The following is a 22,050-nucleotide window of genomic DNA, read 5'->3' as shown; positions in this document are numbered from 1 at the left end:
TTCCCTTCAGAAAATCCCGTATAACAGACTGCCAAATAATAGCAGCTTAACAGGACACAGCTACTGTTCGTGATATTACGTTCGTGACGTTCATGGCCGACGGGAATAAACGGATAGATCGCCAGCTCCCCGCATCAAACAGCAAAAGTGCTAACCGGCAAAGGAACAGCGACAAACTGGCTAAAGCTGAAAGACGTTTTCACCCGGTCCCCACAATTTTTCAATCTGGTTGCGGTAACTATCAAGGACGCCACTTGTCCAGAACTCATCACGTCCCACATGGTTGCCCGCAGCAAGTAATCCCTCGGCCGTGAGCCTGCGAACAACCTGATTTGCCACCGCTGTTTCCGTATTGACGATGGTGACATCGGGCCCCGCTAACTCGGCGATCAGATGGGAAACATGGTTGTAGTGTGTGCAGCCGAGAATAATAGTATCGACCTTTTTTTCAATAAGTGGGGAAATGTAACGTTTCAGCAGAGCAATCGTCCTGTCACTGTCAAAGCTCAATGATTCTATTTGAGCAGCCAGATCAGGGCAGGGTTGGAGCTCAATTTTCACTCCGCTTGCGTAGCGCTCCGCCAAATTAACAAAAGAATGTGTTTTCAGCGTTCCCGGCGTCGCCAACACACCAATCACACCGGTGCGGGAACAGAGTGCGGCGGGTTTGATTCCCGGCTCAACACCGATAATCGGAACCGGGTATTGGCACCTGAGTTTGGCAATCGCCGACGTGGTAGCCGTATTGCACGCCACGACAACGGCCTTGGCACCACGGGAAAGCAGGAACTCTGTGACAGCGCTCATTCGTTCCAACAGAAAGCTGTCCGCTTTATCCCCGTAGGGCGCATGAAGTGAATCCGCAACATACAGGATGTTTTCGCTCGGCAACAAATCTCTGACTTTTCGGGCAATTGACAGCCCGCCAATGCCTGAATCAAAGAGGCCTATAGCGCTGGAATTGGTCATCTCGTTAAATACCGACACTGAAAGCTGAACGTTAAAGAAACTGGGGCAGCACTACAACTTTCCAAGATTGAATTACTTTAGAGTTTCTGGTTTTAAAACCTGGAGTAGATCTACACCGACCTTTTTTTCAGACCCCTTTTCAGTGTCTACAAGTCAGGGGTATCTCGGACAGCTAACGCAGCCAGCAACCGACCGTTTGGAACGGAACGAAATGCAGTGAAAACGGGTCGGCTTGCCTAGCCTTGTTATATTTTCCATATCTCGTTGTACGCAACTTCAGCCATTTTGTCCGCATGCTCGAAAACATGTTCTGTCGTCCAATCGGTCGAATTAGCGATAAACTCGCTGAAAGAATAACCTTTCTCTTTTAGAATCCTTTTTTTGCCAGAAAAGCTCTTGGTATCTAACTCGCCATTCATCTTCTGATCCAAAAATATTAAATTACCCAAGCACCCAACTGATGACTCCAGCCAATCATCTTGACCGATTTTATCCTGTGGACAGAGGTGCTCAATGGTCAACTCATCGAAATCGACAGGATATTTATACGAATAATACAAAGAGAACTTCTTTAATATATACCTGACAAGATTTTTCTGCTTCGAGTTCGTATTGGTATAAATAACTTCCTTAAACGCAACCTTGAACTCGTCAATAGAAGGGCGCTTATCCCTTAGCTTCACAACAAACTCTGATATCAGGTCTGATGCAGCTTGAGGATCAGTGCAATTAAACAATTTTATTGCAAACGACGAGTACATGGCTGAAATCCCGCCAGATGACCGTGATGAAGTAATGGCCGTAAATACAAAATGAAACTTCTCTATGACACTTAGCGCATCACGGAGTTTTTTATATTTAATTATGTTGTTTTTGTACGATCTCACTAAAGACATTGTAGCAGGGGTTGGTTGAGACAACTTAAACAACTGTAGAGCGTAAAGTGAGCTAGAGACTTCATATTCATTCTTTGTCCATTCAAAATTATCCTCATGAATAGATCGATAGATCTTTGAGTCTGCCACCAACGCGTCCAAATACTCCCTCGCTTTCGACTTGGTGATATCTTTCTTAATTTTTGGAAATAATTTCTTTAACGGTACCGCTTCGTATCGAGATGCCCAGAAGTGGTATATGAAATTATCTGATGATATATCCGACGAGGAGTTATGTATCGTTTCTAGCATTGATGACCACTTTAGCTTCGTGTGGTCCACATCACCCTTGGACTTAAGGTGTTTAGAAAAATGGTTTTTTACTAAGTCGGTCAATGCCAAATCCTTTCCTCTCGTATTGAGAGTTTCAAATATCAGGTAAGCATCATCTTCATTATCAAGCGTTATAAAAATTAAATTTAAGTTAAGGATTGCATCCCTCAAACTCACAAGCCTTTCGACCTTAAGGTCGTTTTTATTCTCTGGCTTGATAGATGCATCCTGATCGATCGCACTCACAACTGATCCAACAAGTTTATTGAACCTGGTATGTGCATTTTTCAGATTCTGTTCCTCTAGCTGGATATCTATGATCAATTCTAGTTCGTCATTGAATTTCTGGATATGTTCTTGGAAGTACGGAAATGATGTTTCTGTTTTAAGGACATATTCGTTTTTATTGCTTCTATCCTTTCTTTCAATTAACTGGTGTACCCCCTCGGCAAGATCTTGAGAGCCAACTTTCAGAAAATAATCTCTAATAACGCACAGCAATATAGTTATGGTTGTTAAGCGTTGCTGCCCATCGACAACACCAAATTGCTGCTTATCTTTTTTATAAACGACCATTGATCCAATAAAGTAATCATCGGACTGATTAACTACGACGTCATCCCAAAAATCATTTAAATTCTCATCATCCCAAGAGTATGGGCGCTGAAATCGAGGAATATGAAAATATGATCCTACTAGCAAACTCTCGATATCTGTATCTTTGGATTCGATTTTCATTATTCCCCACCATTCTATTTCTTAAAATTTGCACTTTAAAATATAACATTTGTATATCGCGCATGTAATTAAAGGGGTCGTAACGATTATTTTTTGATCAATCAGCCGTCGCAGAGCCGCTGAGCTTCGGCCACGTCCAGGGTGCCTTCGTAGATGGCACGGCCGGTGATGGCACCGAGGATGCCCTGATCGGCCACTTTATTGAGTGCCACGATATCGTCCATATTGGTAATGCCACCGGAGGCAATTACCGGAATGGATGAGGCTCGGGCCATCGCTACGGTGGCATCCACGTTAACGCCCTGCATCATGCCGTCGCGGTCGATGTCGGTGTAGACAATGGCGCTGACGCCGTCCGCTTCGAACCGTTTGGCCAGATCGGCGGCCAGGACTTCGGTGACTTCCGCCCAGCCGTCGGTAGCCACACGGCCATTTTTGGCATCGAGGCCGACAATAATATGGCCGGGGAACTGTTTACACATGTCGGTCACGAATTCCGGCTCTTTCACGGCCTTGGTGCCGATAATCACGTACTGAACACCGGCCTTTAGATATGCCTCAATCGTCTCAGCATTGCGAATACCGCCACCGATCTGGATCGGCAGGTTCGGGTAGGCTTTGGCAATGGCGGTGACGACTTCGCCGTTGACCGGTTCGCCGGCAAATGCGCCATTCAGATCCACCAGATGCAAACGCCGGGCACCGGCATCCACCCATCTGGCTGCGGTTTCCAGCGGGCTGCCGGAAAATACCGTGGAGTCCTCCATACGACCCTGGCGCAATCGCACACATTCACCGTCTTTTAAATCAATCGCGGGGATTATCAGCACAATGTATTCCTGTTTTTTTATAAATGATTTTCTGACTAAGGATTGTCTGGCATTGCGGGCCGGAAGAATGCCGACCCGATTATTCGCCCCGCCATGAGACAAAGTTGCTCAGCAGTTGCAGCCCGGCCGTGTGACTTTTTTCCGGGTGAAACTGCACGGCAAACAGGTTGTCGTGAACCAGCGCGGCGGCGAACTTGACCGAGTAATCACAGGTCGCGGCCACAAACTCTGGGCGACTTTCGTCCACGTAATAGCTGTGCACGAAATAGAACCGACAATCCTGTTCAATGCCGTGCCACATGGGATGGTCGATGGTCTGGTGAACCCGGTCCCAACCCATGTGAGGAACCTTCAGTTTTTCACCATTCTCATCCCGCAGATGGCGACCAAAAAAGCGCACTTCCCCCGGCAGAATGTTCAGGCAATCAACACCATTATTCTCTTCGCTGTGCTCCAGCAGCGCCTGCATACCGACACAGATCCCGAGCACGGGCTTTTCCTGCACGGCTTTTGCCACAAACCGGTCAAAACCCAGTCGCCGAATTTCAGCCATGCAGTCGCGAATGGCACCGACACCGGGAAAGACAATCCGGTCGGCGTCCTCGGCCTCTTCAGTATCAGAGGTGATAATCACCTCGGCCCGCGGAGCCACCAACTCAAGGGCCTTGGCAACGGAATGAAGGTTGCCCATGCCATAATCCAGCACGGCGATACGGGTACGAAAATCTGTCATAGACGGCTCTTTATTTACAGTGTGCCCTTGGTCGAAGGCATCACTCCGGCCATTCTGGGATCCATCTCAACTGCCATACGCACGGCGCGGCCAAAGGCCTTGAAGATGGTTTCAATCTGATGGTGGGCGTTGTGACCGCGAAGGTTGTCGATATGCAGGGTCACGCCCGCGTGGTTAACGAAGCCCTGGAAAAATTCGTAACTGAGGTCCACATCGAAATCACCCACTCGGGCGCGAGCAAAATCGACAAACATCTCCAGGCCCGGACGACCCGAGAAGTCCACCACGACTCTGGATAGCGCCTCGTCCAGTGGCACATAGGCGTGGCCATAGCGACGAATGCCTTTCTTGTCACCCAGCGCCTGCTGGAATGCCTGCCCCAGGGTGATGCCGATGTCCTCCACCGTATGGTGGTCATCGATGTGGGTATCCCCTTCGGCTGTTACCGTTATATCAATCAAACCGTGACGGGCAATCTGGTCCAGCATATGCTCGAGAAACGGGATGCCGGTGGCAAAATTGACCTGCCCGGTTCCGTCGATATTTACCTCAACGCTAATCTGGGTCTCCAGCGTATCGCGTTTGACTATTGCTTTCCGTTCCGCCATCTGCGTCTCCAACCTGTGTCCCGTTATCGGGCCGTCCCATTATAGGGCCCTCATCGCCACCCTTCCATAAGCAGGAGGAAGTCATTACACTCACCGGCTGTTTATTACACTTATCTGCCTGACCTTTATGCGCTTGCGAAGCCCCAACATTCTTCTCGTCTGCCTGTTGGCTGTCACTACCCTGTGGCTGAGCGAGACGGCGGCCGCCCATGTGCATCTGGACAATCACACCGTCAGCTGTGAGATTCTCCACAGTGCCAGCGGTGGACTGGCCACCCTGCAAAGTCAGTCACCGGATTTTCTGTTACAGCTTGTCAATGCCGGCATCGTCGCAGCGCCGGCTTCGACCCACCTTCTCCAGCCCAGTGCACCGCGCAACAGTCGCGCCCCACCCGCCTATCACTGAACACACAATTCAAGCTCTGAATTTACCTGTTTAAGTTATAGGAATTACACCCATGAAAACGCCTTTTATGGTAGCACTGGCCGTGTCCAGTCTGCCCTGTGTTGCACTGGCGCAAAGCCAGCACCACAACGAAATCAATGAAGTGATCATCTCTGCCTCACCACTACAGGAGGACTCTGCCGGAATAAAACAGTCCGTCAGTGTTCTGTCGGGTGAAAACCTGCGCAACAAGGCCGCCGCAACCATCGGTGAATCCCTCAAGGATGAACTCGGCGTCACCAACCAGGGGTTTGGCCCCGGGGTTGGCAAACCCGTGATTCGCGGTCAGAGCGATAACCGTGTTCGCGTCCTGCAGGATGGTCTCGGCACCATGGATGCCTCTACCGTGAGTGGCGATCACGCCATCACCACGGAAGCATTGCTGGCGGAACGTATCGAAATCCTGCGGGGACCAGCCACACTGCGCTATGGCAGCGGTGCGGTCGGCGGCGTGGTCAATGTCATCGACAACCGCATTCCCGACAAGGTGCCCGAGAAGCTTGAAGGTGCCGTGGAATATCGCCATAACACCGGCAGCGACCAGGACAGCACCGTGTTCAAACTGGATGGTGGCGCCGGCAGCTGGGCGTGGCACCTGGATGGTATTTACCGGGAAAGCAATGACCTCAAGGTTCAGGGTTATGCCCAGGAACCGGAACCCGGTGAAGAGCCTGAAAGCACCCGTGGCTATATCGAAAATACCGACACCCGGGCCGACGCATTCAGTGCAGGATTATCCTGGATAGGCGATGAAGGTTTTATCGGTATGTCGTTCAGCCAGATCAACAATGAATACGGCATACCGCCGGGATCCCACGGGCATCACGAAGAAGATGACCACGATGACGATGAAGAAGTTGAATTGATTCGCATCGATATGGAACAGACCCGGATCGACCTGAAGGGCGAATGGGCAAACATCCTGCCCGGTATCGAACTGGGCCGCTTCCGTCTCGGCTATAACGACTATGAGCACATAGAACTGGAAAGCGGTGAAAAAGGCACCAAATTCTTCAATGAAGCGTTTGAATTCAGGGGGGAACTGGTACACCGGGAAATTGCCGGCTGGAAAGGCGCTTTCGGTACACAACTGGAAGATCGCCGCTTCGGAGCCATCGGCGATGAAGCCTTCGTGCCCAAGTCCGATATCCGTCAGGGTGGGTTGTTCTGGGTTGGAGAGACCACTCACAACCAGTTCACCCATGAGCTCGGGGCCCGCTTTGACCGGCAAACCGTAGACCCGGACAACGGTTCCAAAATCAGCCATAACATTTACAGCCTGTCCGCGGGCAGCCTCTGGCAGGTGACCGACGAGCAGTCGTTGAGTCTCTCACTGAGCCGCGCAGATCGTGCTCCCGTCGTTGAGGAACTGTTGTCCAATGGTCCCCACTTCGCCAGCCAGAGCTTTGATGTCGGCGATAGGGATCTCGATGAGGAAACCAGCCACAATATTGAGCTGGGCTATCGTTACCAGGGGCCAGTTGATCTGAAACTGAGTATTTTCTACAACAAAATTGATGATTTTATCTTCAAGAAAAATACCGGCGAAGAAAACGAGGAAGAGGAGCTGGATATCTATCAGTTCCAGCAACAGGATGCCACCTTCAGGGGTGCCGAAGCCTCACTGGTCGTTCCATTCAAGGATAACTGGCAGGTGGAAATATTCGGTGATTACGTGCGTGCCAAGCTCGATAAAGGCGGTGATGTGCCAAGAATCCCGCCACTGCGTTATGGCATAGCACTGGATTATCAGGCCTACAACTGGCACACCGGCTTCCGGCTCACCGACGTCAAGAAACAGAACCACGCCGGTGAATTTGAAGAGGATACCGACAGCTACACCCGCCTGGATGCCCACTTCAACTACCATGTGGATACTGCCGCCGGGGACTGGCTGTTTTTTGCCAAGGCCAACAACCTGCTGGATGAAGAAATCCGTAACTCCACGTCCTTTCTGCGGGAGTTCGCTCCCGAGGGACGCCTGAGTCTTGAGCTGGGGGTACGCTACAGCTTCTGATCCGGCAGCGGCACCAACACATCGCGTACAGGTAAACAATCACGGCCATTGCGAGTAACATAGTTGCCTGCAATGGCCGTTTTGCTTTTCCGGACAGAGAGAAATACCCATGAAACTGCTAAGAATTATATTGGTAATGTTACTGGTGTTGATGTTGGTTGTGGCCGGGGGCGTAACTTTTCTGCTATTTGGCGTCGACCCGAACACCTACAAACCTGAACTGGAAAAACTTGCCCGACAGAATGACCTCGAGCTGAAAATAGACGGCGACCTGAGCTGGTCGTTCTTTCCCAATCTGGCCGTTCAGGCGGGCAGCTCATCACTCACCGCCACCAAAGAAGATACCGGAATACCCGATATAAAATTTCGGGAAGCCAGCCTGATTCTCGACTGGCGAGCACTGCTGACACGCACTGTTCGCCTGCAAGCGATCACCATTGACGGTGCCGATATCCGCACGAAAACAGCCGCCGAAGCCGCCAATGTGGCGGCACTGCCCGGCGCCGCTGCAGCTACCAGTGACACAAAAACCGGTGACCTGCCTTTTGAGCTGGCCATCGATGAAATCTCCCTGACCGATAGCCGGATCACCGTGACATCACCGGACGCACCTGACCGGATATTCGAACAACTCAACTTTACCAGCACAAAACTCAATCTCGATGGCAAACCCTTTGCCATAAACCTCAACTTCATAACCACACTCCCCGATCAGCCAACCCTGCAGGTCGCACTGCAATCCTTTGTCGCCGTTGAGGCCAGCCCACAAAAACTCACCCTTTCCGATGCCAGACTATCGGTTAAAGGGCTGGATAAACTGCCGCTGACGTTGAAGTTCAATGCCGGTTATGAGGGAGACACAGACAGCCTCTCCGTCACAGACATCACCGGCAAGCTGGGATCGGCGAGCATCAGTGGCGCGGTCAATGGCGCAGGATTGCAAACCGCTCCTGCGCTGCAGGGCGAACTGTCGCTACAGAACCTCGTCCTCGCAGAGCTGCCGATAGAAGAGCCTCCCGAAGGTTTCAAAAAAGTGGGCATCGCCACCACGTTTGCCGTATCGGAAAAAGCCGTTGCCCTGAGCAACCTGAAACTGGCGCTGGACGAATTTAATGCCACCGGCAATATGAACCTGCAACTTCAGGGAACTCGACAGCTATCCATGAAAATAGAGGGCGATCACCTTGCCCTGCCCGCCACCAGCGAAACGGAATCCACCGAGCAGCAAGCTGCCCTCTTCACCCCATTACTGGCACCGCTGGCGCTGCTCGAAGGCGGCAAGGGCGAAGTGGAACTGAGCCTGGCAAGCCTGACGGCGGATAACATCCGCGTGGACAATCTCCGCCTCAAACTGCTGGCCAATGGCAAAGTGGTGCAAGTCAGCGAACTCTCCGGCGGCATATTTGGCGGCACCTTCAAAACCACCGCCAGGGCAGACCTTGGCAGAGCCACCCCAACCGTCAGCTTTACCCAGAACGTCGCTGCAATAGACCTGCACAAAGCGCTGGTGACACTGGCCGAACAGGGCGACATCCACGGCAAGCTGACCATGAACTTCACCGGCAATAGCGCCGGCGACAGCAGCGAAGCCCTGCTGGACAACATGAACGGCAACGGCGACTTCAGCTTCTCGGAGCTGCAGGTCGACAACATCAACGTGGAAAAAAGCTATTGTGAAATGGCCTCGCTGGTAGAGGGCAGAACTTTGACCGGCAAAACCTGGCCAAACCACACCACCCTGCAGGACATGCAGGGCACCATCAAATGGCAGGACCAGCAGATTACCCTGCCCGGTTTTACCACCGGCATCGGCAATATGCTGGTTTCCGGCAACGGCTCCGCCCATCTCGGCAGGGAAACCTACGACATACTGATCAAGGCCAATCTGCGCGGCGATACCACCTCGGAGACCGGCTGTACGATCAAAAGCAAATCGATCCAGAACCGGGACATCCCATTCCGCTGCACCGGCTCTTTTGCCGAAAACGGTGGGGGCAGCTGCCTGCCGGACAAGCAATTCATCAACCAGCTGATTCAGGGCAAAGTGCAGGACCTTCTCAAGGAAAAGTTGTTTGACAAATACCTGTCACAACCGAAATCGGACACTCCGACCTCGTCTACTGAAGGGCCGACAGCGGTTGAAGAGCCATCAGCTGATAAAGAGCCTTCGGCCACGGAGGAGTCCTCAACCAATAAAGAGTCCTCAACCAAACAAGAGCCTTCAGCAGAAAAAGAACAAGACCCCAAAAAACAACTCATCGACGAGGTGCTCAAGGGTATCTTCCGATAGTGTCTGCAACCTTTTCCGACCAACTGCTGTGCTGGTTTGACCAGCACGGCCGCAAGGACTTGCCCTGGCAGCAGCACAAAGACCCCTATCGGGTATGGGTGTCGGAAATCATGTTGCAGCAAACCCAGGTCAGCACCGTTATCCCCTACTTTCAGCGGTTCATGGCGCGTTTCCCCGACATTTCATCACTGGCAAAAGCCCCGCTCGATGACGTGTTGCAACAGTGGACCGGTCTCGGTTACTACGCCCGGGCCCGCAATCTGCATCGCTCGGCACAGCTTGTTTGCACAGAACATGGCGGTGTTTTTCCGGATACCCAGGAACAATTAATGGCACTGCCTGGCATCGGCCGCTCCACCGCTGGCGCCATCTGTGCCATTGCCCTCGACAAGCGGGCCGCCATTCTCGACGGCAACGTCAAACGGGTGCTCGCCCGCTATCATGGCATCGACGGCTGGCCCGGTCAGACATCAGTCGCCAGACAACTCTGGGAATTGGCCGAGCAACATACCCCGGCGCAGCGTTTTGGCGATTACACCCAGGCAATCATGGATCTCGGCGCCACCCTCTGCACCCGCAGCAAACCGGCCTGCGGCCAATGTCCGCTCTCAGAGGAATGCAAAGCACTGGCAGAGGGCACACCCACCCGCTACCCAGGCAAAAAACCCCATCGGCAGCAGCCGGTTCGCCAATGCCTGTTTCTGGTCATTCAAAACCCGGCAGGGGAAGTGCTATTGCAACAGCGCCCCGCCAGTGGCCTGTGGGGCGGACTCTGGGTGTTTCCCCAATGCGACCATAAAGGCGAGATAGAACAGACCTGTAACAGCCTCGGTTACCGCGCAACAGACTGGGAGTTACTGCCCGGCCGACGCCACAGCTTCAGCCATTACCATCTGGACTACCAACCGGCGCTGATCACCGTTCAGCCACAGCAGCGGGTCATGGATACCAGCGCGCTGGTCTGGTATAACCCCCAGTCAACACTGGCGGTGGGCACCGCCCAGCCCGTCAGGCAACTTTTACAGGAATTGCAAGAACGGCAACAACCCAACCAATCAACAAGGTAATCCAATGGCACGTATGGTTCACTGCAAAAAGCTCAACCGGGAACTGGAAGGACTCGATGCACCGCCCTTCCCCGGCCCCAAAGGACAGGATATCTACGAACACGTCTCCAAACAGGCCTGGCTGGAATGGCTCGAACACCAGACCCGTCTGATCAACGAGAAACACCTCAACATGATGGACATGACCGCCCGCACCTACCTGAACGAACAGCGGGACAGGTTTCTCTCCGGTCAGGACATCGACCAGGCGGAGGGCTATGTACCGCCTGCGGAATAATTTCCGCGCCCACCCTTGACGCTGGAAATATGAGAAGGTTTAATACGCGCCTTCGCCAGTTACCACTGGTAGAAATGCCCAGATAGCTCAGTTGGTAGAGCAGAGGATTGAAAATCCTCGTGTCGGTGGTTCGATTCCGCCTCTGGGCACCACGTATTTAAAGGCCTGCAGCCAATCGCAGGCCTTTTTCATTTTTTGACTGTGCCAAAATTGTGCCCTGGACGTTACCCGCCGCGCTGTGCAGATGTTCGCCCGCCAAATGCGCGTAACGAAGCACCATGTCATAGCTCGACCATCCACCCAGCTCCAGCAATTCCTGAAGCGAGGTTCCCTTCTGTACGTGCCAAGATGCCCAGGTATGCCGCAAATCATGCCAGCGGAAATCCTGGATACCTGCACGTCTGAGTGCATTCTGCCAGGCCTTGGTTGACGTACGATCCACTGGCGCATCCTTGTAGGTAAACACGAAGGTATCGTGTTGTCCCAGTCGGCGGCGCAGTATCGTCACCGCATCCCCATTTAAGGGTACGGCAAAGGCCTTGCGAGACTTGGATTGATCCGCATAAATCCACGCTATGCGGCGCTCCAGACTCAATTGATCCCAGCGCAGGTAGCTGACGTTGCGCTGCCGCAATCCGGTTGCCAAGGTAAAGGCAGCCATATCCGCCAAATGCTCCGGCAACTCACGCAGCAAAATCGCCGCTTCCTGTTCTGTGAGCCAACGCACTCGTTTTTTCGGTTCCCGAAAGAGACGCACACGGGGCGCACGCTCGATCCACTCCCACTCGTCCCTAGCCGCCCGCAGAATCGCACGGATCAAGGCCAGATAACGATTGGCTGTAGACGCACTGGCGGTTGCCTTCTTGACACCGGCGATCTCGTCAATCACATCACGAGACACCTGATCCAAGTACAACCGGCCCAGATACTGATCTAGCCAGCGCAGCTTTCCCACATCCTTTTGATGGTCAGCCTTGTCATCTCTTTCGTTCAACCAGCGGACGACCGCTTCCTGCCACGTCCGCCTTGGCTTTTCGCCGAGCCAGTGAACTCGCCACTGTTCAACTTTGAGCCTGTCATGGTATTCCCTGGCCTGTTCCTCGTCGCTAGTCCCAGTCGAGCGGCGTATTCGCCGTCCATTGGGTGCGATGAATCTGACCCACCAGACATCACCGCGTTTGAAGAGTGCCATAAGGTATCCTCCTTACAGTCACTTAGCGGCGCTTGCCCAGGGCCAGAATAAAGCGAGTGCAGATAGGAGACAAGATCTTCTTCCAGAAACACCCATCGCTTGCCTGGCTTGGCAGCACGAACTGAACCCTCGCGAGCTTTGCGGCACAGAACCGCGGAAGACATATGAAGCAAGGCAGCAGCCTCTTCAAGAGTGAAGGTTCGCATGACTTACTCACCCTCCTTCCCCTTGCGGTAGGCTTTTGCCCTAGTTTCGGCATAATTAGGGTCGCGCAACTGATTGTACTTGCGTGATTTAACCTTCACCTTCTCACGCACATAACTGATCAGGCCCCTATCCGTTCTCTGACTTTGGGTTAAATGGTATAACTGAGCCTCTTTCTGAAAAGCACGAAATCCTTCATCAATATCCTCAATATTTTCGCGGGCCATAAACGAAGTGATAGAACCAATACCGTGAAGGAATAAGCGTTCATCTGTGGGAACACGAGACTTGGAGACACGGTAAAGGGGCTCCTGGGGATATTGGTGCCACCGCTCATCACGGAGCTTGATCCACAAGGGGTGATCTTCCCGACGAGTCTGGTTACTGTCACTGTCCGGGATCGTCAACCGAAGCCATGAGGTCATGGCGTATTTCCAGATACCTTCCAGGTTATGTTCTAAATCGACAGGCGTCTCAATACGAAGTTCTTTTAGAACAGAACGACGGAGCTGAAACTCTAATCGCCAGACTGTTTTTTCACCCAACCAACCTGCCTCTGTCCAAGGCTCATGCATATACGTTTTTTTGGATTTCTTAATCTCCAGAGTTTTGTTGTACAGGCGGCATGAAATATCACCACCCAAGCCAAAGGAACAGCCAGAATAATGAGACTGCTCCCAGTAACTTTGGAAGCTATGCGAACGAGTCACCCAGGCGGAACGAGGAATAGACTCAAGATCAATATCTGTCTCAAAATCCATACACAGGTCAACCCGGCTCACTGTTACCGGCGACTTAATCTGACCCAGACTCGCCACCACACCTTGTAAAGCAGAAACAGAGCTTTTTAGCCCAGATCGAGTGAGCAGTTCGCTCGACACTTGAACCAAGCACATCGGTAAAGACTGAGTGGTCACTCTGGACACCTGAAGATGAAACCAGTTATCCACCAACACAAAGGGGAAACGACCCATCCCCCTGCCCAAAACCTCGAAAGAATGGTTCCCTGCTTCGTAGACGGCCTGCACCATGTCTTCAGGGGCGTCGCTCTGAGCAAATTGTTTTAGTTGATCAAGGCGAGCGTCGACTTTTTTATCTAACAACCCTCGGCAGGTTAAATAGAGACTATCCACTCCGTAGCGAAGTATACGAGTGCCATTATCAGAATTGGTGTAATTAGCAGGTGCTGTGTTACTGGGTAGCGCACCTTTTTCGGCTTTACTGCCACTTGCGCGCGCGTTAGTCGGGCCGGCATTGCCTGGCTCCGACTGAACACGCTGCTCAGCGGCTGCAGGATCGTGGGAGGTTTTTTTAGCCATATCGGTAGCTCCTTTGAGCTGTTGAACATGGCTATGGCATTATTAGAATATTTCTTAAGAAGGCGACGACATGAAATCACGATTTCGTGTCGCATCATCAGACTTCCAACGGTCAACAAATCTCTTAAGGCTTCTTGGATCACCTGTTCTAGGGTAAAGGTCTAGCTCCAAAGAAAGCAGGTTATACAGGTCTCTCTCCCCAAGAGAATCGAGATAGCCCATCTCGTCAAGCGTCGCGAGAATGTAGCGGAGCGGGCCATAGCGTTTCATAGGCTTCTTGGGGCGGTTAAGCAGCGCGTTAGAGAGCTGTTTGAAGAAATCCTCATCGCTCTTCATCTCAGCTATGGCAATCCGACGAGCAATCTCCGGATTACTAATGGCAGAATGATCAATTCTTATGATCTTAAATAGAGCCTCATCAGAGCCAGCCACGAATTGTGCATGAAGATAGTTAAGCGAACGCCCATAAATCTCCAGAGACCTTAGTGAGTTCCCAAGAGCAACGATACAAGCAACCAACGCATACTCAGAATGCAGATCGCTTTCATCAACTGCTATCTGCTCATCGGCACAAGGCAGCTTATCCAAAATATATTGCTGAGGGTCAGAGGTGGCTAGCGCTTTATTCAACACGTCTTGAAGGCCAGCGAGTTTAAAAAAGATCACTGTCAATTCGATGATGGATATACTATAAAAACTAGCCCATGAGAAATTGGATGGGGAATTAGCAAGTTTTCCTTTTGAATCATCCCTTGCAGCCAAAAGCATTTCATTTCTTTTTGCTGGAATGGCCAATAAAATCTCAACCATCTTCTTAAGTTGAGCTAAGTTAAGATTTTCGAACTCCTTATCTTTCACAAAAAATCTTCTATTAAGGGGCTAAAGCTTCAATCAGAGGCGCCGCTTTGCGGCGTCCTAGCAGCCGAAGGCTGCGAACTTGATTGCCTTGTTATGTTTTTTAGCTGCGCAGACATACCGTGTAGCATTTTCTCTTGATCCTGTCTTTGTATAACCGATCTCTCCAAGACAGGAGAGATTGAAGATATTGCTTTGATCAATTCTTTTTGATTTTCTTCTTGAGTTTTTAGCAGCGTATTCTGCTCAACAAGTAAATCTTCTACTTGGCTCGATGCATCATTTGATGAGGCATAGCTAAGGTATGAAAATATCGCGGTCACGCCTAGTGTGATCAAGCCTAGGACAAGCATGACATTATTCCAAAATTTTGTTCGGGCAGTTGCTGCTGCCGAATCCATAGCCATTCGAACACCTAGATCGTTCATATTCTTAATAAGCGCAGCAACTTCATTCAGCTCTTTGCCAAAAGAAGCTAATTGACGGTTGGTTTCAAAAACCGGATTTTCGGGTATTTCAGGAAGCTTGAAAGGTTCGTGGTGAATAAGAGAACTTCCCAAGCTATTTGATATTCGTTGGTTTTCCTCTAAAAGGCCTAGAGTGGTGCTTGAAAAAAGACCTTTAGTGGCACTTTCAAATAGTTTCTTTGTTCTTTTATTAGATTGCTTGATATATATATCAACCACCCGAAGAAGGTAATCTGTTTCCGACTCATCATTATTTTTGAGAAGTTCATCCGCGATGTGATTCTTGAAAAAGACGACAACTTTACCGTCATCGTCTTTTTCCCGTATTGTTTCCTGCTTATCCTGGTCTTCTAAAAGATATTTGTTTTTATCAATGAATAGCCTAGAAAAATCTTCGAGTTCGCTCTGAGTAAGCAACTCGGCTTGATCTTTGTTAATCCGATAGCCCTTCTCTTCCTCCTTTTCAACTGGCTGGCATAGAAGGGTTGTAAGATATCTGGCAAATTCAACAGAGTCTTTGTTTTCATTGTCGACTAGCCACTTTCCGGCTTCACTCATTGCTGAAAGAGAGAAGTTGTGGCATAGCAACTCCCCTAAGCTTTTTGTCTCAAGCCTAAATTGGTGCGCCTTTATTAGTTTGTCGAGGTCAAGTGCCATAATTGCCTTTCAACATAACGCCTGGCTTTGCGGCGTGCCGGAGCGCAGCGTAGGCACGTCCGGCAACAGCCATTTGTTAAGCGTTTTTCTCAGCGCCAAGCTCTATTAGACTGGATAAAAGATCGGCACTTTCAGCATCAAGGTTTTTATTTCCAGCTTCCAACTCTTCTTTTAGTCTTATTTGTTCTTTCGTAAGATCGACAACCTTATCAAGAACTTTCATATCGTCGGGTACTGGTATTAGTATATCAGCAACATGATTTGGCTCTAGATGCTGCTGTACGGCTCCGTACTCATTTCTAAGCATTTGATTCAGAGCCTTATCAGTTTGCAAGAATTGATAAACATAATATTTAAGGCTTTCGTCCTTAATCCTAATCCTTATCAGATCATCCGAAACAATCGCGCCATTTAATCTCTTTGTGATAAACGCAACTCTACCGATCGTTCCTGATCGGGTAACTACAATATCACCGCGAAATACTCTTACGGCATTGATTGTTGCTAGTTGTTTTTCAGACGCATAATTTATATTAAGAAGCTTCGCGCTATCCGATTTTTCTTGAAGGACAGCGGATGGCGTATAGTAAGGCTCAACACCATCAGCGGCCTCTTCTACAATCAGATTCTCACTTTTTAATCTTGGTCCTTTAAATATTCTAATGTCAGCATGTAGTTGACCAATGGTTGTCACTGACCAGCCTTCTAAACCATCTATTGATTCAATCTGACGGATAGTTTCATTCAGGTTTGGCAAATAAACTTGTGGATTTACCCTTAAAAGCTCATCTATTTCTAACTTTCTAATTGAGAATCTATATTCGGACTCTCTCAATTTACCTATTTTGAATTCATGATAGTCGCGTAAAATTTCATTCAGATCGTGGTCAATTTCATCGGTGAGATTGTTATTTTTATCTCTTCTGAAAATTGGGAACCCTTCACTGTCCTGCCCAACCTTCTTGGAGATTGCCATGAACACAGGATAATCCTGAGGCAAGTCTTCAACTTTAAGTGGCCTCTCTACAATCACAAGGCAAGTTCTAACACCGGTATGTGGTTGAAAGGTATCCTTGTGACAATTTACAACGCCAACCAGCCGGTACTCATCCAGCAGAAGGCGTCTAACTGGATAATAAGTCCTAGTATCCAGAAAGCTTTTAGGCATTACGATGCCGATTCTTCCGCCCGGAGCCACCCAGCGCAAACAACGCTCAAAGAACAACATTTCGGGCGGGACGCCCTCAGTATTTCGCTCACCTGTGGGTATATATTCACCGCTTCTAGTTGACCACCTAATACCGCTAGAAAAATTATCCAGGACGTCCGGGTCGGTAATTCGGCCCTCTCCAACACCAGCGAAGGGCGGATTAGTTAAAATAATCTTTGGCGCGCCAATTCCGCAACGCGCTGCAACTCTCTCATTGAGTGAATCTATGGGACCTAATGAATCACCTTGGGTCATGCCGGTGTGACCATCCCCATTGAGAATCATCGCCGTTTTTGCAATTTTTACTAAGCGTTTGCTTATTTCAACCATAAACAAGTTTGTTCGGTGCTTGTCGAGCTGTCTTTGTTTAGAAATATTGGTCCCTTTAGAAGATAAGATCTTTTTCCTTACATGCCTCATTGCACCCGTAAGAAATCCACCAGACCCGCCTGCAGGGTCAAGAATAATATCTTGGTAGTCTGGGTCTAGAACTTCAGAGAGAAAATCCACTACTAACCGATTGGTAAAAAATTGACCACGCTTCCTTTTTAAGTATGTTGAAGTATATTGTTCATACGCATGACCCATAATATCCCAGTCATCAGACTCATGAAGGTCACTGAGCAATCTATATCTCTGCAGTTCAACTACCACATCACATATTGCCCTTGGCCCAACGGATATTTTTTCATGCTCTGAAAAAACATCCCTGTTCTCCGCCACTACGTCTCCAAAGAGAGAATGTATACGGGTAGCTACAGTTGATTGCCCTACTGTTGAGCTATACTCTTCAGGAGTACAATAAAACTCACACAACTCACCCGATTTTTCTTCATCCATGGCTTTTGCCAATATGATTCTAACCATGTCCATGGTTAAATCGTCTTCGTCGCCATCAACGCCCCGACCATGAAGCTTATTATGGCACTGCCTTAACAATCCCTTTATATCTTTGGGTCGTTTCAGGTCTTCTTTTCTTCGTTGGCCTAGCGCGTCCCAAGCCTCATCTGGCCGTGGAATGCCCGTCCAATCTATTAGGTCATTGTTAGGTGCCGTGAGTCGTCTAAAATACAGGGGCGCATCACCGTTATACCAAACTCCACCTTCCGCACTTGTATTGTAGATGTAGGAGACAAGTTGGTTATATCCTGTTTCAAGAGTAGGAGCCTTGCATTCCACAAGCATTGAAATGGCACCTTGATTTTTTTCCTTTTTAGCTTTTGCTGAGCGATAAACAACTATATCCGCTCTAACAGGATTACCATTTTTGTCTTTTAACTCGGAGTGGCCGTAGTAGATTGGAATTTCTTTAGCCAAGACATTTTTTGGGTATTGATATTCAAAATGTAAAATTCTGAGATACTTTTGCCTTACGAATTCTTCGGGTCCAGGAATTAAAGGAGCCCCATCCAAAAAATCGATAATTTTACCATCTTCATTCAATTCAACTTCAAAATTGTCCATATATCTCTTTCTTTTAAGTGTAAACCTACTTTAGTTGTTTGCGGGTACTGATTGCGCTTAACAGTAAACTCAAAAGCCCATGGCTTTATAACACTTTGGCCTTATAACACAGAAACATTGAATACCGCGACTTGGCTGTAAGCTTTTAGCCACAAGGGTTTGGTGTGTTTTTATGGGGTTTCCGTTGAGGATAAAACAAGCCACCTCCCGTGTTGAAAGACAAATCCTTTGGCCCATTGAATATAATCTATCAGGTATATAAATCAATGGGTTAGCATGATGCAAACGATGTTATAAAGCCTGTGGCTCCTGAAAAAGAGATGACCATGCCTAAACTGAGAGCATGTCAAAGCATAATGAAGTACAACCACAAACATTCAAAAAAAGGCAATGCGCCGTAACCGACTGATTAATAATGGTTAATTTAAACTTCCAATCAAATTGAAAATCCTCGGTCGGCTGTTCGATTCCGCCTCTGGGCACCACGAATTTAAAGGCCTGCAGCCAATCGCAGGCCTTTTTCATTTTCGGACTGTGCCAAAATTGTGCCCTGCAACGACTTGTTGGGCGTTAACTGCACCATGCTCATTAGCCAGATTATGGAGAAGCAACCGGGACTAGAATTTCATTGCGACGAAGAAACCAAGGAGTGAACGGTGGGTTGTACCGTGCCCAAATGGGTTCGCCTACCGGAGTCAAGCGATTGCTCGCTATCCAATCCTGTAATTTTATCAAGTTGCGACGGTAATTTTTTTCGCTCCAAAAGCCCGAATAACGTACCGCAGCAATGAGACGTACCTGAACCTCGCGAATAGACACGTTTGGATCCTTTGGCTCAGGAGTTGTTTCTAGCGTAAATGACGCTGGCATCATGAAGCTGACAACCCATTTTCCATCCTGTTTCTGCTGGCCTACAGGCGAAGTCATCTCAATCTTCTGATTCAATGGCTCTTGTCCAACAGGCGATGTCATCGCCACTTCATTTTGCTGTTTGTTGTTGCCGGAAATGTACTTAAACAGGCGGCCGAATGCTTCGTTACCAGCATCTTCAAACTTTCCATCTACCGTGGTCTCAGCGCGAATATGGGACTCGTACTCCCGAAGTTCGAACTCCTCTTCTTCACGAAGTACGTTGTATTTCGCTTCCTCAACGGCCATAGCATTTCCCGCCAATAGCGACATAGTAATGGTGACCCAACTAATCCGGGCTATCCGCAGCATTCTTGAGATTTCCTTTTTAGACCCAGCCATTCTAGACCTCAACCTAAGCTAACTGCCTCTAGGCACTACTTTTTAAAAGCCTTAAATAAAAAGACCCTGCAATACAGGGTCTTGAGCGTAGGTATCCAACTAAAGTTATGTTTGGTCGTCAACAGTAGCATCCGGAGCGTTCCTAGCAACAGAATCACAGCCGCCTTCAGCCCCCTGTTTCGAAGAGTAACCTTGACTACTAAGGATGACCTGGTGATTAGCAGCCTTTAGATTGAAATACCATTTTCCGTTATTACCTTCAAAGACATCATAACTTTCTTTAGTACTCGAGTTCTTCCTGACTGACTCAATTCCATTTTCAGCCCCAGACTTGGCCTTATAACCTTCTGAAGCACCAATATTTTCACCATTAGAGGCTTTAAGACGAAAACGAAACTCACCAGCTTTATCCTTATAAATCTCAAATTTACCTTTAGCCATGACACTGTTCCTTAGTTCTATTAATCAATGAATGTTAACTAACCCATAACTACAGATTAAAGATTAACACATCACTTTGGCTATATTATAAAAATGTCAGCTCCTAAACTGAGCGCATGTCAAAGCATAACGAAGCACAAAGAGAAACATCCAATAAAAGACAATACGCCGTAAATAACTGATTTTTAATGGTTAATTTAAACTATCAATCAAATTGAAAATCCTCGTGTCGGTGGTTCGATTCCGCCTCTGGGCACCACGATTTTAAAGGCCTGCAGCCAATCGCAGGCCTTTTTCATTTTTGGACTGTGCCAATGCCTTGGGAAGGAGACCGGGTCATGTAAAGCACAGAAGACCGGTGAAAATTAAATGGGAATGGTTCTTAGTTGTCACCGACCCCTTTATCAGTGAAATTATGCATAGGCCCTAAATAACTGAATAAAAATGATAACAAAGCTTAATATATAAGCAGCAATTGGAATCGCTTGGTTGAAAAATACATACCAATATTCGGGTAAATTCCATACAGATTTATCGCCCCAAGGTCCTTTACGCGGAATATTCCAAGGCATCACAACGCCGTTTATTGCAGCAGTTAAGTAACCTTTTACTACAGTGTAAAACTGGGCCAAGGCAAGAATAGGCCACAAGATTTCACCTTGTAGCGTAATGTTAATTTGAGGCAATGTGTAGGACACATCACCTGTCGCAAATAACAGTAGAACCACCGCAGAAACTATAACTATGTGTCTCCTGATTTTTGGGTGATCTTCATGCATCTTTAGGCTCATTTTTATAAAATATTTTCCAATTAACCTGGATGGAAACCGCGTGAGTCCCAATCACCACCACTTCCCCCACCAAATAATGAAAGAAATAACAAAAAAACAACCCAGCCAATAAACAGAATTAACCAAGTAGAAAAGAAATCAGACACACTTGTCTTAGGGGTGGGATAGTATTTGTATTTCTCATCATTTAATTTGATCAAAAGGTGTATAAAAGAACAAATACCAGCAAGTACAGCCCATGCAAAAAATGATGCCATATCAGACTCCTTTGATTCCTAACGCCAAGTACAGCGGCGGCTGAAGCCGTCCGGTGGCCGGAGGCCACGTACTGATGCGCCTTGTTAAATGGCTCTAGGTACACGGTCTGCCTGAGCCACACTTTGGTTTAATTGCCGGAGTTTGTTGAGAGAAATTTGAAACTGGCCATTACTCGGTAGCCGCTTCCCTTTGAACTGTTCCCAAACAAGGACTCCTGGCCCGTTGTAAATTTCCTCGAATGTACCGTCAGGCATGAGCTTGATGATAATCGTATGCTGCGGCTGACTCCGGAATGCAACAGAGTTAGATTGCGTAGCCTTGATCTCAACTTCCAAGCCGCATTGGGTGATAGCGTCATAGCCTTTGTTGGACGCTGTCTTGAGATCGAGATTGTATGCATCAGCCACAAGGCATTCACCTAAACTGCCAACCATATGGCCATCCGGGGTGAAGTGCCTACCTGGGAACATGGCCTCCAATTCGTTGACCGTGGCGTAGAACTGCTTGACCAAGGCCCGGCATTTATCGTGATCGATCATAGACATTTAACAGTCTGTTAATGAGGCCTTCGGCCTCATAATAATTATCAAAAGGCGGCCACTGTAATATATTAGAGTGGCAATCATGCCATCTCTAACCAATTGTTATTTTTTCTGTTTATTTTATTGTCCGGACAGGCGTTCAAATATGCTGGCCTGTAGTGTACGGATGACCACTGATTTTTCTGAAAAAGCGAAAGACTGTTTATATCAAGAATCT

At 48.7% G+C, this 22,050-nt stretch carries 20 protein-coding genes, 1 tRNA gene and 1 pseudogene; 6 read left to right on the top strand and 16 right to left on the bottom strand.

What is annotated here, in order from left to right:
- Window positions 1-180: 180 nt before the first annotated feature.
- From murI to hisB, 5 genes are all read right to left on the bottom strand, one after another.
- Window positions 181-969, bottom strand: a complete 789-nt coding sequence (murI, locus tag U740_RS07555) for a glutamate racemase (protein ID WP_036860034.1) — start codon at window positions 967-969, stop codon at window positions 181-183.
- 245 nt (window positions 970-1,214) lie between these two features.
- Entirely contained in the window at window positions 1,215-2,915 is a 1,701-nt protein-coding gene (locus U740_RS07550; protein WP_036860033.1) for a DUF262 domain-containing protein, read from the bottom strand.
- A gap of 101 nt (window positions 2,916-3,016) precedes the next feature.
- Window positions 3,017-3,745 carry a 1-(5-phosphoribosyl)-5-[(5-phosphoribosylamino)methylideneamino]imidazole-4-carboxamide isomerase gene (gene hisA, locus U740_RS07545; RefSeq protein WP_036860032.1) on the bottom strand — a complete coding sequence of 243 codons (729 nt, stop codon included), beginning with the start codon at window positions 3,743-3,745 and terminating at the stop codon, window positions 3,017-3,019.
- A gap of 79 nt (window positions 3,746-3,824) precedes the next feature.
- Window positions 3,825-4,478: an imidazole glycerol phosphate synthase subunit HisH gene (gene hisH / locus U740_RS07540; protein WP_036860031.1), complete on the bottom strand. Its 654-nt coding sequence runs from the start codon at window positions 4,476-4,478 to the stop codon at window positions 3,825-3,827.
- A 14-nt stretch (window positions 4,479-4,492) separates the two neighbouring features.
- Window positions 4,493-5,086, bottom strand: coding sequence for an imidazoleglycerol-phosphate dehydratase HisB (gene hisB / locus U740_RS07535; RefSeq protein ID WP_036860030.1), 594 nt, complete (start codon window positions 5,084-5,086; stop codon window positions 4,493-4,495).
- Between the two features lie 127 nt (window positions 5,087-5,213).
- Between hisB and U740_RS07530 the strand changes: the two genes are divergently transcribed.
- The 6 genes from U740_RS07530 to U740_RS07505 all read left to right on the top strand — a co-directional run bounded on the left by U740_RS07530 (window position 5,214) and on the right by U740_RS07505 (window position 11,334).
- Window positions 5,214-5,492 carry a hypothetical protein gene (locus U740_RS07530; RefSeq protein ID WP_036860029.1) on the top strand — a complete coding sequence of 93 codons (279 nt, stop codon included), beginning with the start codon at window positions 5,214-5,216 and terminating at the stop codon, window positions 5,490-5,492.
- Between the two features lie 52 nt (window positions 5,493-5,544).
- Window positions 5,545-7,548, top strand: coding sequence for a TonB-dependent receptor (locus tag U740_RS07525; RefSeq protein WP_036860028.1), 2,004 nt, complete (start codon window positions 5,545-5,547; stop codon window positions 7,546-7,548).
- Window positions 7,549-7,657: 109 nt separating this feature from the next.
- Window positions 7,658-9,838, top strand: coding sequence for an AsmA family protein (locus U740_RS07520; protein ID WP_036860027.1), 2,181 nt, complete (start codon window positions 7,658-7,660; stop codon window positions 9,836-9,838).
- The gene (gene mutY, locus U740_RS07515) at window positions 9,835-10,905 is read left to right on the top strand and encodes an A/G-specific adenine glycosylase (RefSeq protein ID WP_036860026.1); all 1,071 of its coding nucleotides are present in this window, start codon (window positions 9,835-9,837) and stop codon (window positions 10,903-10,905) included. Before U740_RS07520 ends, mutY begins: the two co-directional genes overlap by 4 nt.
- Window positions 10,906-10,909: 4 nt before the next feature.
- Window positions 10,910-11,182, top strand: a complete 273-nt coding sequence (locus tag U740_RS07510; protein ID WP_036860025.1) for an oxidative damage protection protein — start codon at window positions 10,910-10,912, stop codon at window positions 11,180-11,182.
- Between the two features lie 76 nt (window positions 11,183-11,258).
- Window positions 11,259-11,334: transfer RNA gene (locus U740_RS07505), tRNA-Phe, on the top strand.
- A gap of 5 nt (window positions 11,335-11,339) precedes the next feature.
- Here U740_RS07505 and U740_RS07500 read toward each other — a convergent pair.
- From U740_RS07500 to U740_RS07455, 11 genes and pseudogenes are all read right to left on the bottom strand, one after another.
- Window positions 11,340-12,374: a tyrosine-type recombinase/integrase gene (locus U740_RS07500; protein WP_036860024.1), complete on the bottom strand. Its 1,035-nt coding sequence runs from the start codon at window positions 12,372-12,374 to the stop codon at window positions 11,340-11,342.
- Between the two features lie 68 nt (window positions 12,375-12,442).
- Window positions 12,443-12,580, bottom strand: a pseudogene (locus tag U740_RS12305) (helix-turn-helix domain-containing protein); the annotation flags it as partial.
- Between the two features lie 3 nt (window positions 12,581-12,583).
- Window positions 12,584-13,897, bottom strand: a complete 1,314-nt coding sequence (locus U740_RS11865) for a hypothetical protein (RefSeq protein WP_051921291.1) — start codon at window positions 13,895-13,897, stop codon at window positions 12,584-12,586.
- 54 nt (window positions 13,898-13,951) lie between these two features.
- The gene (locus U740_RS07490; RefSeq protein WP_036860023.1) at window positions 13,952-14,755 is read right to left on the bottom strand and encodes a hypothetical protein; all 804 of its coding nucleotides are present in this window, start codon (window positions 14,753-14,755) and stop codon (window positions 13,952-13,954) included.
- Between the two features lie 29 nt (window positions 14,756-14,784).
- Window positions 14,785-15,876, bottom strand: a complete 1,092-nt coding sequence (locus U740_RS07485; RefSeq protein ID WP_036860022.1) for a hypothetical protein — start codon at window positions 15,874-15,876, stop codon at window positions 14,785-14,787.
- Window positions 15,877-15,952: 76 nt separating this feature from the next.
- Window positions 15,953-18,550 carry an N-6 DNA methylase gene (locus U740_RS07480; RefSeq protein WP_036860021.1) on the bottom strand — a complete coding sequence of 866 codons (2,598 nt, stop codon included), beginning with the start codon at window positions 18,548-18,550 and terminating at the stop codon, window positions 15,953-15,955.
- Between the two features lie 597 nt (window positions 18,551-19,147).
- A complete protein-coding gene (locus tag U740_RS07475) occupies window positions 19,148-19,708 on the bottom strand; it encodes an SOUL family heme-binding protein (RefSeq protein WP_200877066.1) in 561 nt (186 codons plus the stop codon).
- Window positions 19,709-19,906: 198 nt separating this feature from the next.
- Window positions 19,907-20,242, bottom strand: coding sequence for a YegP family protein (locus U740_RS07470; RefSeq protein ID WP_036860019.1), 336 nt, complete (start codon window positions 20,240-20,242; stop codon window positions 19,907-19,909).
- A 413-nt stretch (window positions 20,243-20,655) separates the two neighbouring features.
- Window positions 20,656-21,021, bottom strand: a complete 366-nt coding sequence (locus U740_RS07465; RefSeq protein ID WP_152556808.1) for a hypothetical protein — start codon at window positions 21,019-21,021, stop codon at window positions 20,656-20,658.
- A gap of 32 nt (window positions 21,022-21,053) precedes the next feature.
- Entirely contained in the window at window positions 21,054-21,290 is a 237-nt protein-coding gene (locus tag U740_RS07460) for a hypothetical protein (RefSeq protein ID WP_036860017.1), read from the bottom strand.
- A gap of 84 nt (window positions 21,291-21,374) precedes the next feature.
- On the bottom strand, window positions 21,375-21,836 hold the full coding sequence (locus tag U740_RS07455) for a DUF6998 domain-containing protein (protein WP_200877065.1): 462 nt from the start codon (window positions 21,834-21,836) through the stop codon (window positions 21,375-21,377).
- Window positions 21,837-22,050: the final 214 nt, after the last annotated feature.

The organism is Porticoccus hydrocarbonoclasticus MCTG13d (assembly GCF_000744735.1).
Classification (GTDB): domain Bacteria; phylum Pseudomonadota; class Gammaproteobacteria; order Pseudomonadales; family Porticoccaceae; genus Porticoccus; species Porticoccus hydrocarbonoclasticus.
This window is presented reverse-complemented; position numbering and strand designations above follow the sequence as displayed.

Excerpts from the sequence above, each read along its gene's own strand:
- hisB (WP_036860030.1), bottom strand. The coding sequence starts at position 5,086 with ATGGCGGAACGGAAAGCAATAGTCAAACGCGATACGCTGGAGACCCAG.
- U740_RS07465 (WP_152556808.1), bottom strand. The coding sequence starts at position 21,021 with ATGCATGAAGATCACCCAAAAATCAGGAGACACATAGTTATAGTTTCT.
- U740_RS07510 (WP_036860025.1), top strand. The coding sequence starts at position 10,910 with ATGGCACGTATGGTTCACTGCAAAAAGCTCAACCGGGAACTGGAAGGA.
- U740_RS07460 (WP_036860017.1), bottom strand. The coding sequence starts at position 21,290 with ATGGCATCATTTTTTGCATGGGCTGTACTTGCTGGTATTTGTTCTTTT.
- U740_RS07480 (WP_036860021.1), bottom strand. The coding sequence starts at position 18,550 with ATGGACAATTTTGAAGTTGAATTGAATGAAGATGGTAAAATTATCGAT.
- U740_RS07550 (WP_036860033.1), bottom strand. The coding sequence starts at position 2,915 with ATGAAAATCGAATCCAAAGATACAGATATCGAGAGTTTGCTAGTAGGA.
- U740_RS07500 (WP_036860024.1), bottom strand. The coding sequence starts at position 12,374 with ATGGCACTCTTCAAACGCGGTGATGTCTGGTGGGTCAGATTCATCGCA.
- U740_RS07455 (WP_200877065.1), bottom strand. The coding sequence starts at position 21,836 with ATGTCTATGATCGATCACGATAAATGCCGGGCCTTGGTCAAGCAGTTC.
- murI (WP_036860034.1), bottom strand. The coding sequence starts at position 969 with ATGACCAATTCCAGCGCTATAGGCCTCTTTGATTCAGGCATTGGCGGG.
- U740_RS07485 (WP_036860022.1), bottom strand. The coding sequence starts at position 15,876 with ATGGCACTTGACCTCGACAAACTAATAAAGGCGCACCAATTTAGGCTT.
- U740_RS07530 (WP_036860029.1), top strand. The coding sequence starts at position 5,214 with ATGCGCTTGCGAAGCCCCAACATTCTTCTCGTCTGCCTGTTGGCTGTC.
- hisH (WP_036860031.1), bottom strand. The coding sequence starts at position 4,478 with ATGACAGATTTTCGTACCCGTATCGCCGTGCTGGATTATGGCATGGGC.
- U740_RS07525 (WP_036860028.1), top strand. The coding sequence starts at position 5,545 with ATGAAAACGCCTTTTATGGTAGCACTGGCCGTGTCCAGTCTGCCCTGT.
- U740_RS07520 (WP_036860027.1), top strand. The coding sequence starts at position 7,658 with ATGAAACTGCTAAGAATTATATTGGTAATGTTACTGGTGTTGATGTTG.
- U740_RS11865 (WP_051921291.1), bottom strand. The coding sequence starts at position 13,897 with ATGGCTAAAAAAACCTCCCACGATCCTGCAGCCGCTGAGCAGCGTGTT.
- U740_RS07470 (WP_036860019.1), bottom strand. The coding sequence starts at position 20,242 with ATGGCTAAAGGTAAATTTGAGATTTATAAGGATAAAGCTGGTGAGTTT.
- U740_RS07475 (WP_200877066.1), bottom strand. The coding sequence starts at position 19,708 with ATGGCCGTTGAGGAAGCGAAATACAACGTACTTCGTGAAGAAGAGGAG.